The sequence below is a fragment of the Streptomyces sp. NPDC020996 genome (genome assembly GCF_040641355.1).
GTDB lineage: Bacteria > Actinomycetota > Actinomycetes > Streptomycetales > Streptomycetaceae > Streptomyces.
In genome coordinates this window covers 1-14,656 of sequence record NZ_JBFADM010000068.1, presented here as the reverse complement: position 1 = coordinate 14,656, position 14,656 = coordinate 1, and the positions used below count along the sequence as shown (strand labels likewise).

The 14,656-nt window shown below is 73.1% G+C and carries 10 protein-coding genes; 7 read left to right on the top strand and 3 right to left on the bottom strand.

Translation table 11 applies throughout. The annotated features are described in order from the left end of the window. Positions 1-88: 88 nt before the first annotated feature. The 3 genes from AB0G63_RS32845 to AB0G63_RS32835 all read right to left on the bottom strand — a co-directional run bounded on the left by AB0G63_RS32845 (position 89) and on the right by AB0G63_RS32835 (position 3,273). Entirely contained in the window at positions 89-1,621 is a 1,533-nt protein-coding gene (locus tag AB0G63_RS32845) for an SPFH domain-containing protein (RefSeq protein ID WP_360757855.1), read from the bottom strand. 100 nt (positions 1,622-1,721) lie between these two features. After that, on the bottom strand, positions 1,722-2,231 hold the full coding sequence (locus AB0G63_RS32840; protein WP_360757852.1) for a hypothetical protein: 510 nt from the start codon (positions 2,229-2,231) through the stop codon (positions 1,722-1,724). 223 nt (positions 2,232-2,454) lie between these two features. Beyond that, positions 2,455-3,273, bottom strand: coding sequence for an SAM-dependent methyltransferase (locus AB0G63_RS32835; protein WP_360757849.1), 819 nt, complete (start codon positions 3,271-3,273; stop codon positions 2,455-2,457). Between the two features lie 309 nt (positions 3,274-3,582). Between AB0G63_RS32835 and pstC the strand changes: the two genes are divergently transcribed. The 7 genes from pstC (at position 3,583) to pstB (ending at position 14,597) form a co-directional block, all read left to right on the top strand. Then, complete coding sequence (gene pstC / locus AB0G63_RS32830; protein WP_360757845.1) at positions 3,583-4,599, top strand: phosphate ABC transporter permease subunit PstC; 1,017 nt, start codon at positions 3,583-3,585, stop codon at positions 4,597-4,599. A 1-nt stretch (position 4,600) separates the two neighbouring features. After that, entirely contained in the window at positions 4,601-6,004 is a 1,404-nt protein-coding gene (gene pstA / locus AB0G63_RS32825) for a phosphate ABC transporter permease PstA (RefSeq protein ID WP_360757840.1), read from the top strand. Then, the gene (locus tag AB0G63_RS32820) at positions 6,004-7,731 is read left to right on the top strand and encodes a phosphate ABC transporter substrate-binding protein PstS (protein WP_360757839.1); all 1,728 of its coding nucleotides are present in this window, start codon (positions 6,004-6,006) and stop codon (positions 7,729-7,731) included. Before pstA ends, AB0G63_RS32820 begins: the two co-directional genes overlap by 1 nt. Continuing rightward, positions 7,728-10,520, top strand: a complete 2,793-nt coding sequence (locus AB0G63_RS32815) for a hypothetical protein (protein WP_360757837.1) — start codon at positions 7,728-7,730, stop codon at positions 10,518-10,520. The genes AB0G63_RS32820 and AB0G63_RS32815 overlap by 4 nt, the downstream gene beginning before the upstream one ends. A gap of 129 nt (positions 10,521-10,649) precedes the next feature. Continuing rightward, complete coding sequence (locus AB0G63_RS32810; RefSeq protein WP_360757835.1) at positions 10,650-12,644, top strand: Ig-like domain repeat protein; 1,995 nt, start codon at positions 10,650-10,652, stop codon at positions 12,642-12,644. Positions 12,645-12,765: 121 nt separating this feature from the next. Continuing rightward, positions 12,766-13,674 carry a sortase gene (locus tag AB0G63_RS32805; RefSeq protein WP_360757833.1) on the top strand — a complete coding sequence of 303 codons (909 nt, stop codon included), beginning with the start codon at positions 12,766-12,768 and terminating at the stop codon, positions 13,672-13,674. Between the two features lie 41 nt (positions 13,675-13,715). Next, the gene (pstB, locus tag AB0G63_RS32800) at positions 13,716-14,597 is read left to right on the top strand and encodes a phosphate ABC transporter ATP-binding protein PstB (RefSeq protein ID WP_360757831.1); all 882 of its coding nucleotides are present in this window, start codon (positions 13,716-13,718) and stop codon (positions 14,595-14,597) included. Positions 14,598-14,656 lie beyond the last annotated feature (59 nt).

Below are 14,656 nucleotides of genomic sequence, written 5' to 3'. Positions count from 1 at the left end.
GGCCGGCGCCACCGCGCCGTGGTCCTCCCGGACCACCGCGCCCGGCCGCGGTGAGGGCTCCGGCGGCCTGCGCTCCGGCGACCGCCGCTCAGCCGGCGATCTCTGCCTTCCCGTTGGGCGAGGCGGCCGACGGTTCGCCCTGCACGGCGCCGGTGGCCCGCTCGGTGATGCCTTTCAGCAGTCGCGTCAGGTCGACGCCCGTGGTGGAGCCGAGCAGTTCCAGGCCCTGGGCGACGTTGTCCGCCACCGCCCGCGGGATCCGGCCCGCGCCGTCGGTGGAGATGACCGTCATCTTCTCCACCGCGCTGAGCGGTTCGGACGCCTTCGCCACGACCTGCGGCAGCACCTCGACCAGCATCTGGAGGACCGCGGCGTCGCCGTACTGCCCGAAGGCGTCCGCCTTCTTGCGCATCGCGTCGGCCTCCGCGCCGCCCCTGGCCGCGATCGCCGCGGCCTCCGCGTCGCCCTCCAGTCGTACGGCCTCGGCGATGGCCGCGCGCCGGGCACGCTCGGCCTCGCCCTGCTTCAGGCCTTCGACGGCCTCCGCCTCCGCCAGCGCCGACCGGCGCTGCTTCTCGCCCTCACCGACCAGCCGGGCCCGCTCGGCCTCCGCCTGCGCGGCGGCGATGGCGGCCAGCCGCTCGGCCTCGGCCTGCTTCACGCGGGCCACACGCTTGGCCTCGGCCTCCTGCTCGGCGGCGTACCGCTGAGCGTCGGCGGGCTTGCGGACCTGCGTGTCGAGTTGACGGTCCGTCAGCGCGGCCTGCCGTTCGGCGACCTTCTCCTGCTCGGCGAGGATCTCCTGCCTCCGGGCAGCCTCGGCGAGCGGACCGGCCGCGTCGGCCCGGGCGGCGGCCTGGTCGGTCTCGGCCTTGATCTCGGCCTGCTTCAGGTAGAGCGTGCGCTGGGCGACGGCGATCTCCTCCTCCGCCTTCAGCCGCGCCTGCTCGGCCGCCCGCCGCGCCTCGGCCTCCGCGATGTCCGCCTCCTGCTTGGCGCGGGCCGCCTCCGGGCGGCCGAGATCCTCCAGGTAGGAGCCCTCGGTGGTGATGTCCTGGATCTGGAACGCGTCCAGCACCAGTCCCTGCCCGGACAGGCTCGCCTCGGCCTCCTCCGCCACCTGCCCGGCGAACGCAGCCCGGTCGCGGATGACGTCCTCCACCGACATCCGCCCCACGATGGCCCGCAGCGCGCCGGAGAGCACTTCCTGTGTGAAGCCGACGATGCCGTCCTGCTGCATCAGGAACCGCTGCGCCGCCGCGCGGATCGCGTCCTCCGTCCCACCGACCTTGACGATCGCCACCCCGTCGAGGTTGGCCTTCACGCCGCGCAGGGTGACCGCGCCGCGCACCGCCACCGGGATGTGCCGGGAGGACAGGTCGAGGGTGAACTTCTGCTGCACGAACGGCACGACGAACACACCGCCGCCGACCACGACCTTCTGCCCGCTGTTGTCGGTGAAGACCCGGCCGGTCTCCGGATCGGTGGCCTTCTTGCCGCGCCGGCCGGTGACGATGAACGCCTCGCTCGGACCTGCCACCTTGTAGCGGCTGACGACGACCAGCGCGATCAGCACCAGAAGGACGACGACTCCGACCACGGCGGAGACGACAGGTGTCATGACATGCCCCCAGACAGACAGCACCCCGAAGGGTGGGGAAAGAGCCCCGATCGGGGCGATGACCGGACGGTCGGACGGCCGCCGTGCCGTAGCCGGCGGCTCAGGGTTCCGCGGGACGCACCAGTACGGAGGTCGCGGACGGCGCCGCCTCCACCCACACCTCGGCGCCCCGGGCCACCGGCGCGACGCAGCGCGCGGCGAATTTCACCGGCTGGCCGGCGACGTGCAGGATCACCTCGCCGAAACCGTCGGCCGGGATGGCGGTCACCACCTTGCCGGACACGCCGATCAGGTCGTTGCCCGTGGGTGCCGCCGCGGTCCGGTCACGCATCAGGGCACGGCTGAAGCGGTAGGTGAGCCACGCCGTGAGCAGCCCCGCCAGCGCGCCGGCAGCGGTGGCGCCCACGGGGCCGGCGCCCGTCGCCGCCTGGGCGATGACGGCGCCGAACCCGGTCATCGACAGGAAACCGGCGACCACCGGCAGCGACAGCCATCCGTCGAGGCTGCCGCCCAGCACGCCGTCCAACGCGCCGTCCAGCAGCCCGTCGAGGACCAGCGACAGGGCGAGCAGCACGATCCCCGCGATGCCGAGGCCGAGAAACCAGGCCATGCGTGCCGTCCCCCTCCCGCCCGTCGCTGATCTCCGACTTGACGGAATCCTGACACGGCGAGGGTGGATCGATCTTTTCCTGATTCCGGCAGCATTCGAGCGCCGTACCTGCCTGCCGTCGGCGAGGGCGCCGCGCGTCCCGGCCACGACGGCCGCGGCCAGGAGGCCCGCGCCGGGCGGGAGCGCGGTCAGCGGGGCGAGACCCGGGGCGCGGGACCGTCGTTCAGGGCTTGCGGGCCAGTGCGGCGACGATGAGTTGTTCCCAGACGGTGAGTTCGCGTTCGCCGCCGTCGCTCCACAGGCTGTCGACGGTGTCGGGACGCCACAGGGGTGCGGGCACGATCCCGGGCTCGAGGATGTCCAGGCCCTCCAGCAGGGCGGCGATCTCGGCGTCCGTGCGCCACCGGCCGCGGCCGAAGGTCCGCTGCAGGATCTGCTCGGCCTCCTCCGTCTCGGGGTTGTCGCCGGAGCGGAAGTGGCTGACGAAGAAGTAGCTGCCGGAGGGCACGCGGTCGCGCCAGTAGCGGACGATGCCCGCCGGGTCCTCGTCGTCGTTGACGTGGTGGAGGACGGCGCTGAAGATGACGGCGACGGGGCGGTCGAAGTCGATCAGTTCCAGGGTATCGGGGTGGTTACGGACCTCCGCGGGGTTGCGGACGTCCGCCATGACGACCCGGGTCCGTTCGTTCTGCTCCAGCAAGGCGCGCCCGTGGACGAGTACTTGCGGGTCGGTGTCTACGTAGACGATCCGGGACTCGGGGGCGTGCCGCTGGGCGACCTGGTGGACGTTGTCCGCGGTGGGAAGGCCGCTGCCCAGATCGACGAACTGCCGCACGTCGGTGGTCGTCGCTATCTGCGCGATCGCGCGTATCAGAGCGGCCCGGTTGGCGAAGGCGATGGCGACCGACCCCGGCAGGTCACGCTTGAAGACGTCGCCGATCTCCCGGTCCACGGCGTAGTTGTCCTTGCCGCCCAGCAGATAGTCGTAGACGCGGGCGATGCTGGGCGTGGTGGGGTCGATGCTGGAGCCTTGATCCGTCATGCCGGTCATCCTCCCCCATGGCACCGCCTGCCTGCCGCCGCTTCGGCGGTCCCGGCGCAGACCCACGCCGGGCCGGATCCGGCACCGGCCCACGGCTTCGCTGCCGCACGTCGCGTGCGGCACCGTCACCTCGCGCCGGCCGGGCAACAGCCGTGCCCACAAGAGGCGCACAGAGAAGACATGATCTGTTCCCGATCCGGTCATGTGTGCACGGCGCGTTCGAAAAGGTTCGGCCATTGACTCTCCTCGCGCGGCAGCCACTCGGCTGCGTGCGGGGAGAGTCGTTTCGTCTGTAGGGGCGTGCGTTGCATGGAGTCCGCTGAGGAAGAAGAGTCCGGCAGATCCGGCAGATCCGAGCCACGGCGGCTGTACACGGGCCGGGGTGTCGGTGACCGGATCCTTCGGGTTCAGTTGACGGCCACCGGCGTCGCTGTTCTCGCCGTCATGGCGGCCGTCGGGCTCTTCCTGCTGCTGAGGGCCGGTCAGGCGCTGCGGGTCAGAGGGTGGGCGTTCCTCACCACCGCCGAATGGCAGCCGGACGTCCACCGGTTCGGCATCGCCGCGGTGCTCACCGGAACCCTGCTGATCGCGGCGGTGGCCGTGGCCCTCTCCGTGCCGCTGGCCCTCGGGACGGCGCTGTTCATCTCCGAGGTGGCTCCGCGCCGGCTGCGCCGCACGCTCGTGACCATGGTCGACCTGATGGCGGCCGTGCCGTCCGTGGTGTACGGGCTGTGGGGGCTGTTCTTCCTGCAGCAGCACGTGATCGGGCTGTCGCGCTGGCTGTCCGACTGGTTCGGGTGGATCCCCCTGTTCACGGTGGACGGCACCCGGTCCGGCGATCCGCTCGCCTCCGACAGCGTCTACACCGCCTCCACCTTCGTCGCCGGGATCGTCGTCGCGCTGATGGTCGCGCCGATCCAGTGCTCGGTGATGCGGGAGGTGTTCGCGCAGGCCCCGGCCGGCGAGCGGGAAGGGGCGTACGCGCTGGGCGCCACCCGCTGGGGCATGATCCGCGCGGTCGTCCTGCCGTACGGCAAGGGCGGCGTCATCGGCGGCACGATGCTCGGCCTCGGCCGGGCCCTCGGCGAGACGATCGCCGTGTACCTGATCATCTCGCCGGTCTTCGTGATCCAGCCGCACATCCTGCAGACCGGCTCCAACTCGGTGTCCTCGCTGATCGCCCTGCACTACGGCGACGCGTCCACCTTCGGCATGTCGGCGCTGATGGCGGCGGGCCTGGCGCTGTTCCTGCTCACCCTGGCGGTCAACTTCACCGCCTCCTCCATCGTGGCCCGCTCCCGGTCCGGCGCACAGAGCGAGGCATGAGATGACCGTAGTGGAAGAGATCACCACCGCCCCCGTCGCGGCGCCGGCCGCGGCGGCCACCGGCCCGGACACCGGCCCGCCCGAGGAGCCCCGCCGCATCGGCGGCCCCACCCGGTCCGGGGTGCTGTCGCTGTGCGGCGCCGCCGCCTCCGGGCTGTGCATCGCCGTGCTGTTGTTCGGGCAACTCGCGCCCTTCTCTGGTGCGTTGGGCTTCGCCGTCACCGCCTATCTGTGTTTCCTCCTGATCTACGCCGTGCTCACCGGGCTGGAGGAGGACGCGCAGGCGGTCCGGGACCGGGTGATGACCGTCGTGCTGTGGACGGCGGCCCTGGTGCTGTGTTCCGGGCTGGTGCTCGTCGTCGGGTTCACCGCCTGGCGGGGCCGGGACGCGCTGCCGCACGCCAACTTCTTCACCCAGGACATGCAGGCGTCGGGCCCGCTCGACCCGCTCACCCGCGGCGGCATCGCCCACGCGATGCTCGGCACCCTCATCATGATCACCATCGCCCTGGCGATCACCGTCCCGCTCGGCCTGTCCTGCGCCGTCTACCTCAACCAGATCCCCGGCCGGTTCTCCCGGTTCGTACGGACCATCGTCGAGGCGATGACCGCGCTGCCGTCGATCGTGGCCGGCCTGATGGTGTACGCCACCTGGATCCTCGGCCTCGGCATGCAGAAGTCCGGCCTCGCGGCGGCCTTCGCGATCAGCGTGATGATGCTGCCGATCGTGATCCGGGCGGCGGACGTGGTGCTGCGCCTGGTACCCGGCACGCTGACCGAGGCCGCCGAGGCGCTGGGCGCCCCGCGCTGGCGGACCGTGTGGCACGTGGTGCTGCCGACGGCCCGCTCCGGGCTGGCCACCGCGGTCATCCTCGGCACCGCGCGCGGCATCGGCGAGACCTCGCCCGTCCTGCTCACCGCGGGCTTCACGGCCGCGCTCAACGCCGACCCCACCGAGGGGCCGATGCTCTCGCTGCCGCTCGCGGTGTTCACCTTCATCAAGTCGCCGGAGCCGACGATGATCGCCCGCGGTTTCGGCGCGGCGGCGGTGCTCATGGTGCTCGTACTCGTGCTGTTCGTCGTCGCCCGGGTCATCGGCGGCCGCGGGCCGGGCCACCAGAGCCGCCGCCAGGCCCGCCGCACCGCCCGCGCCTCGCGCCGCACCGCCGCCCGCTTCGACGAACGGCACGCCCCGCGACTGTCGTTGTTCGACGACGCCCCCGCCGCGAGCGCCCCTGCCGGGGACGCCCCCGCCGCGAGCGCTCCCGCCGGAGACGCCCCCGTCGTGAACGCCGGCCCCGCGGTGCGCACCGGCATCCGCACCACCAAGTCCCCCGTCACCGACGACCGCCCCGAAGATCGCCCCGAGGACACCCCCGGCGAGAACACCGGAGAGACCGACTGATGCTCAGCCACCTCATCCCCCGTCTCCGCCGCCTGCGGGCGGCGGCGGCCCTCGCCGCGATGCTCGGTGTGATCGCCGGGCTGCTGGCCGGGCCCGCCGCGGCGCCGGCCGCGGCGGAGAGTTACACGCCGATCGCCGGAGCGGGCTCCACCTGGGCGGAGAACGCCGTCGACGAGTGGCGCCGGGCCGTCAACCAGTACGGCATGCGGATCAGTTACGCCGGCACCGGTTCCTCCGACGGCCGCCGCCAGTTCCTCAGCGGCACCGTGGACTTCGCGGTCTCCGACATCCCCTTCCAGACCAACCCGACGGACGGTTCGGCCGCCGAGCGGCCGGCCTCGGGGTCGTACGCCTACATGCCGATCGTGGCCGGCGGCACGGTCTTCATGTACCACCTGACCGCCGGCGGCAAGCGGATCACCAACCTGCGGCTGTCCGGCGACGTCGTCACCAAGATCTTCACGGGCGTGATCAAGAGCTGGGACGACGCGGCCATCCGGGCCGACAACCCCGGCCTGCAGTTGCCGCACCGCGCCATCGTGCCCGTGGTCCGCTCCGACGGCTCCGGCTCCACCGCCCAGTTCACGACGTGGATGGCCGACCAGCACAGGCAGCTGTGGCAGGCCTACTGCGGACGCGTCGGCCGGTCCGGGGCCTGCGGGCAGACCTCGTACTACCCGACCGTCCCCGGCATGATCGCCCAGTCCGGCGACCTCGGCGTGGCGGGCTACGTCGCCCAGAACTACGGCGAGGGCGCGATCGGCTACGTCAACTACTCCTACGCTCTCAACGCGCACTTCCCGGTCGCCAAGGTCCTCAACCACTCCGGCTACTACACCGAGCCGACCCCGCAGAACGTCGCCGTCTCGCTGCTCAAGGCGAAGATCAACACCGACAAGGGCTCACCGGACTACCTCACCCAGAAGCTGAACGGCGTCTACAACGACACCGACAAGCGCAACTACCCGCTGTCCAGCTACTCGTACATGATCCTGCCGCTGAAGGTGCAGGGCACCTTCACCAAGGCCAAGGGCAAGACGCTGGGCGCGTTCTCGTACTACTTCATGTGCCAGGGCCAGCAGGCGGCGCCCCAGCTCGGCTACTCGCCGCTGCCGATCAACCTGGTGCAGGCGGGCTTCGAGCAGATCCGCCGGATCCCGGGCGTGGTGGCGCAGAACGTCAACATCAAGGGCTGCAACAACCCCACCTTCACCGCCTCCGGCCGCAACAAGCTCGCCGAGGACGCGCCGTATCCCGCGGCGTGCGACAAGAAGGGCGCGGCACCCTGCACGACCGGCAGCGGAGGAGCGAAGGCCGACAGCGGCGGCACCTCGGGCGGCGCGTCCGGCGGCTCCGGGACCGGCGGGGGCGCCTCGGGCGGCTCCGGGTCCGGGTCCGGCGGCTCGACGGGCGGCGGCGGCGCAGCGGGCGGCGGCGGCACGGCGGGCGGCGCGTCCGGCGGCTCCGGAACGGCCGTCGACCCCGACACCGGCCAGACCGTCGCCGCCGACGGCACCGCCGCCGGCTCCGCCGGGGGCGCGGGCGGCACCGTGGCCCTCGCCCAGCCCGTCTCCGTGAGCGGCCGGAGCGGCTGGACGAGCACCCAGACGCTGATGCTGCTGGCCTCGTTCCTGGTGCTGGGGCTGGTGCTGCTGCCGTCCGTCGTGTCGCGGCTGCTCACCGGCGCCCGTTCCCGTGACGACGCCACGGACGGGGGCCGGCGATGAGACTGCCACGCCACGCCATGCTCCTGCGGAACGCCCTGGCCCGACGGAACTCCCCGGTCCTGCGCAACGCCCAGGCCCGACGAAACGCCCCCGCCCTGCGCAACGCGCCGGTCCTGCGCAACGCGCCGGTCCTGCGCAACGCGCCGGTCCTGCGCAACGCCCTGGTCCGCCTGGTCGCCGGTGCCGCGGCCGGCGCCCTCGCGGGGCTCGCCGTCGCCCAGGCGGCGCCCGCGGCACCCCTCGGCGCGGGCGGCACCGCCACCGGCTCCGCCGTCACCGTCTCCGGCCGCGGTGAGTTCAAGGACATGAGGTTCACCGTCAGCCAGACCACCCACCTCACCAGCCAGGCCGTCAAGGTCTCCTGGACGGGCGGCGCCCCGACCAGCTTCGCGGGCACCCTGTTCGACACCGACTTCGTGCAGATCATGCAGTGCTGGGGCGACGACGACGGCACCGTGCCGTCCAACCCCGGCCCGCCGCGCACCCAGTGCCAGTACGGCGCCTCCCCGACCACCGACCGCGGCAACTGGCCCGGCAACGGACAGGACGACACCCGCCAGGTCTTCTACAGCGCCGACCCCACCAACTACGGCCAGGACGACCGGTACGGCGCGGCCAACCCCAGCGCGCCGGGCGAGGTGCCGTTCAAGTCGGTGGACGGCACGGTCATCACCACCGGCACGCAGAACAACGCGCTGTTCAACCGCAACACCACCAACGAGGTCGACTTCGCCCGCACCGGCGCCGACGGCACCGGCCAGGAGTACTTCGAGGTGCAGACCGCCAACGAGGCCCCGCACCTGGGCTGCGGCATGCCGGTCACCCGCGACGGCGTCACGAAGCCGCGCTCCTGCTGGCTCGTGATCGTCCCGCAGGGCCATCTGGACCTGGACGGCAAGCCGTACGCCGACCACAGTCAGGTCAACGCGGGCTCCCCGGTGTCCTCCACCAACTGGAAGAACCGCGTCGCGATCCCGCTCGGCTTCAACACGGTCGGCGCCAACTGCGCGCTCGGCGCGAAGGAGCGGCCCACCCTCGGCAGCGAACTGGCCGCGGACGCCATGACCAGCTGGCAGGCCGCCCTGTGCCCGGCCGGCAAGGTCTACGGCTACACGCAGCTCGGTGAGCCGGACACCCGCGCCCGGCTCACCGCCGAAGGCGCCTCCGGTCTCGCCCTCACCACCCGCGCGCTGGGCGCCGACCCGGGCACGACCGCGCCGTCCGGGACGACGACGTACGCTCCGGTCGCCCTCTCCGGCGCCGTCATCGGATTCACCATCGAGCGCAGACCCAGGGCCGGGGCGCCGGACCACATCCGCGAACTGGCGGGCACCAAGGTCGAGTCGATCAGGCTCACCCCGCGGCTGGTGGCCAAGCTGCTCACCGAGTCGTACCGCAACTCGCCCTGGGGAGCGGTGATCGGCGACACCACGGCCAAGGGCTACGGCTGGGCGAAGGACAACCCGGCGGGGCTGGCCAGTGACCCCGAATTCGTCGACCTGAACCCGGAGTTCGCGTACCTGTCGGTAGCCGAGACCCCGGCCACCGACACCGACCTGCTCACCTCGCTCGGCCACACCGACACCGCCCGCGCACTGTGGCGGTGGATCCTGGCCGACAAGGAGGCCCGGCAGTTCCTGAACGGCGTCTCCGACGACTACGGCATGCGGGTCAACCCGTACTACAGCACCAACGCGGACCTGAACCCGACCGGCGCCCCGTTCGACCCGTCGGCGACGGACGACTACCCCAAGAGCGACCCGTGGTGCACGGTCCCGCCGGGCACCGACGCACCCGCCGACCAGAAGCAGTGCATGACCGACTTCCACCCGTACGTGGCGGACATGCACTCCGGCGCCCTGCACACCCGGCGCGCCGACACACTGTGGAAGTCGAGCTGGGACGCGCTGGCCAACCCGCCCGCGTACAAGAGCACCGGCCCGCAGACGGTCGGCTCCCGGTTCGTGATCACGGTCACCGACGCGGCCTCCGCCGCCCGGTACGGCCTGCAGACCGCCGAACTGCGCAACACGGCGGGCCGGTTCGTCGCCCCGTCGGCCGGCTCGCTGACCGAGGCGGCCAAGGGCGCCTCCGGCACCGGCGTCGCCGAGATCACCCCGGAGAACGCCAAGGCGAAGGGCGCCTACCCGCTGGCCCAGCTGGTGTACGCGGCGGTCCGGCCGGGCTCGCTGAAGGCGGACGCCCGCAAGGACTACGCGGCGCTGCTGACGTACGCTGCGGGCGGCGGCCAGGTCAGCGGCGCCGACCCGGGCCGCCTGCCGGCCGGGTACGCCCCGCTGCCGCAGGCCCTCCGCAGCCGCACCGCCCACGCGGCCGACGCGCTCCTGCACTACACCGGGCCGACCACCACGGGTGACACCCCCTCCGCGAGCGGCGGCAGCGGCGGCGGCTCCGAGACGCTCGGCACGGGCGCGGGCGGCACCGGCACCGGCGGCACCGCGGCCGGCGGCGGCACGGGCACCGAGTCCGCGCCGGGCGGCGGCGCCGGCGCCACCCCGAGCACGCGGGCGTCGTACGACGGCGGCAAGGCGCTGCAGACCACGGCCGCGGGCAACACGCCCGCGGACCCGGCCAACCCGCTGCGCTACGCCGTACCCGTCGGCGCCGCCCTCGGCGCGGCCGCCGGAGTGGGCGCCCCCTTCGCGGGCGGCAGCCGGCCGCGGCTGCCGCTGCGGGTGCCGCTGCCGGGCGGCCGCACGGTGACGCTCGTACCGGAGTTCACCCTGCCGGAGCGGCTGCGGAGGCTGCTGCCGCCCGGCCGGGGGTGAGAACCGGGCCCCGCGGGGCCCGCACCCCCCACAGACGGCCGTCCGCCCCGAAAGGGAGTCGGGGCGGGCGGCCCGTACCACCCTGCCAGATCACCTCGCTCACTCCGCACTACCCTCAGGAGACTCTCGATGCGCAGAACGCGCTCCACTGCGGTGCTCGTCGCCGCGGCCGTGGTGTCCGGCGGCCTGGTTCTGACGAGCCCGGCGTACGCCGACCCCACCCCCGCCGGAACCTACCGTCAGCTCGTCGGCGTGGGCTCGGACACCACGCAGGACGTGATGAACGCGCTGGCCGGCGACACGGTCAACGGCAAGAGCTACGCGGGCACCGCCGTGAAGTCGGCGGACGGCGCGGGCATCGCCTCCTACGACGCGATCGAGCCCGGAACCGGCTCCACCTCCTCGACGATCCAGACCCGCTCGGACGGCCCGTCCTTCCTGCGCCCGAACGGCTCCGGCAAGGGCCGCCTCGCCCTGAGCGAGTCGCTGACCGGCGACAAGTACCCGGACTCCGCCGGCACTTCCATCAAGGGCCAGGTCGACTTCGCCCGCTCCTCGGGCACCCCGAGCACGTCGGGCACCGCCCTCACCTACATCCCCTTCGCCCGGGACGCGGTCGGCGTCGCGGTGAAGGGCTCGGCCCTGGACACCCTGACGGTGGACCAGCTGCACGACATCTACTCCGGCTCGCTCACCCAGGTCGGCGGCCAGACCGTGCACCCGAAGATCCCGCAGAGCGGCTCGGGCACCCGCAAGTTCTTCCTGTCGGCGATCGGCCTGACCGACGCGACGCTGTCCCCGAACGTCCCGACGGTCCAGGAGAACCAGGGCGACGCCGCGCTGACCGAGGACGGCGCGCTGGCGCCCTTCTCCGTCGGCAGCTGGATCGCGCAGGTCAACGGCGTCGCCCCGGACTACACCAAGGACGCGGCCGCCGCGGGCGGCCACCTGGCGGCGGTGCAGCTGCCCGGCGACAACGGCGCCACCAGCCCGGTGACGACCGTGAACGGCAAGCTCTCGCCGGTCACCGCCTACTACGAGAACTCCACCTTCGGCCGCGACGTCTACAACGTCGTCCCGAGCCGGGCGATCGACCCGACCAGCATCTTCTTCGACAAGGACCTCTACGACGTCTTCGTCACCAGCGGCAGCCACACCGCCGAGCTGGCCTCCGACGCCGCCGAGCAGGTCATCGCCGCCTTCGGCTTCGTCAACGAGCCGTACAACGGCTCCACCAGCGTGGCCAAGCACGCCAAGCTGGGCGGCCTGGAGGAGTCGGGCATCGACACCTCGACGCCGGCCGCGCCCGGCCTGAAGACCACCCTCGGCGACGCGAGCGTCAAGCTGACCTGGACGGCCCCCGCCGCCACCGGGCTGCCGGTGACCGACTACCGGCTCACGCTGACCCGTTCGGACGGCAGCGTGGCGGCCGTCAAGGACGTCCCGGCCACCACCAAGTCGTACACCTTCGGCAACCTGGCCCTCGGCGGTTACACCGCCACCGTCTCGGCCGCCAACCTCAACGGCACCGGCGCCGCCGCGTCCTGGACCGGCACCGTCAAGTACGGCAGCACCACGACGGCGAGCGCGCCCAAGACCGCGTACGGCAAGGCCCCGAAGGTAGCCGTCACCGTCACGGGCACGCACGGGGTGGTCCCGACCGGCACGGTGACCGTGAAGGAGGGCTCCACCACGCTGGGCACCGGCACCCTGGACAGCTCCGGCAAGGCGACGGTCAGCCTGTCGAACCACCTCAAGGTGGCCACGCACACGCTGACGGTCTCCTACGGCGGCAACGGCAAGCTCCTCGACTCGAAGACGAGCGTCAGCCTGACGGTCACGAAGGCCACGCCGACCGTCAGCACCTCCGCGCCCAGCACGGTCAGCCACACCGCGCACGCCAAGGTGGCGGTGAAGGTCGCCGCGACCGGCACCACGCCGACCGGCACGGTGCGGATCTACGAGGGCACGCGGGTGATCGCCACCGGCACCCTGAGCGGCGGCAAGGTGACCGTCACCCTGCCCCTGCTGAGCCGCGGCTCCCACACCCTGCACGCCTCCTACGCGGGCTCCTCGACGGTGTCCGCGAAGAACGGCGCGAACTTCACCGTCAAGTCCACCTGACACCACCGCCCGGGGGACCGCCACGCCGCGGTCCCCCGGGCCCACCCCACCCGAACCCCCACAAGCGGCGAAGTCGTCACCCCGGCGATATCGCCATGAACAGCGAAGGAGGCGGGCCGCCGTGACGGTCGCCGTGCAGACCACGCTCACCTCGTCCCCCGCACGGCCACGGGTACGGGCCGCCACCGCCGTCCGCCATCTCGCCCGGGGCGCCCTGCTCAGCGTCGCCGCCCTGCTGCTGGGCATCACCGTTCAGCTGCTGCTGGTGAGCGGGATCCAGGAACGCTCCGCGCAGCACGCCGCGTTCGACCAGCTGCGGGGCGAACTCGCCCTGGGCACCGCTCCGGTGGCCCAGGCCGACCAACAGGGTGCGCTGCTGGCGCCCGGCACCCCGCTCGCCCTGATCGAGATCCCCGCGATCGGTGTCCGGCAGGTCGTCCTCGAAGGCACCGACTCCACCGTGCTGACCGGCGGCCCCGGCCACCGCCGGGACACCCCGATGCCCGGACAGGCCGGCAGCAGCGTGCTGATGGGCCGTGCGGCGGCGTACGGCGGCCCGTTCGGACGCCTGGCGCGGCTCACCGCCGGAGACACCCTCACGGTGGTCACCGGCCAGGGCAAGGCCCGCTACCGGGTGCTCGACGTACGGCGGGCGGGCGATCCGGCACCCGCGGCACCGGCGGCCGGCAAGGGCCGCCTGGTGCTGGTGACGGCCACCGGTCCGCGCTTCATGCCGGGCGGCGTGCTGCGCGTCGACGCCGACCTGGTCTCCGCGGCCTTCCAGACCCCGGCCGCCGTCATCCGCCCCGGCACGCTGCCGGAGTCCGAACAGCCGCTGGCCCGCCCGGCCGGGGTGCCGTGGCCGCTGGTGATGTGGCTGCAGGCGCTGCTGGCCGCCGCCGTGGCCGCCGTCTGGGCCTGGCACCGCTGGGGCAGGCAGCAGACCTGGATCGTCTTCGCCCCGGTCGTCGCGCTGCTGGGCCTCGAGGTGGCCACGCGCGCGACCGAACTCCTGCCGAACCTGCTGTGACCGCACGCCCGCCCAGCCCCGCCGTGAACCGAGGTACCGAGATGACGGACACCACCTACCCCCCGACCGACGCCCCGGCCGACGCCCTGGCCGACCCCTTGGCCGACACCGCCGTGCTGCCTTCCGCGGCCGGCGGGCCGGCCGTCGCCCCCGCCGCCCTCGAAGCCCGTGCCGTGTCGGCCTGGTTCGGCAGCCACCAGGTGCTGAGCCGGGTGTCCCTGACGATGCCCGCCGGGCAGGTCACCGCGCTGATCGGCCCGTCCGGCTGCGGCAAGTCGACGTTCCTGCGCACGCTCAACCGCATGCACGAGCTGATCCCGGCGGCGCGGTTCGGCGGCGAGGTGCTCTTCGATGGCGAGGACATCTACGGCCCCGGACGACGCCTGACCGACGCCCGCCGCCGCATCGGCATGGTCTTCCAGAAGCCGAACCCGTTCCCCGCGATGTCGATCTACGACAACGTGGTGGCCGGGCTGAAGCTGACGGGCACCCGCGCGCACCGCCACGAGAAGGACGGACTGGTGGAGGAGTCGCTCACCCGGGCCGGCCTGTGGAAGGAGGTCCGCGACCGTCTGCGCCAGCCGGGCGGCGCGCTCTCCGGCGGCCAGCAGCAGCGGCTGTGCATCGCCCGCGCGCTGGCGGTACGCCCCCGGGTGCTGCTGATGGACGAGCCGTGCTCGGCGCTGGACCCCACCTCCACCCGCCGGGTGGAGGAGACGATCCACGAACTCGCCGGCGAGGTGACCATCGTGATCGTCACGCACAACATGCAGCAGGCCGCGCGCGTCTCCAGCCAGTGCGCGTTCTTCCTCGCCGAACAGGGCACCCCGGGCGGCATCGTCGAGCACGGCCCCACGGACCGTATCTTCGCCAGCCCGCAGGACACCCGTACCGCGGACTACGTGGCGGGCCGCTTCGGCTGACGGGGCGCACCAGCCGCTTCGGCTGACGGGGCGCGTTGTCCCGCCATCGTCGCTCCGAG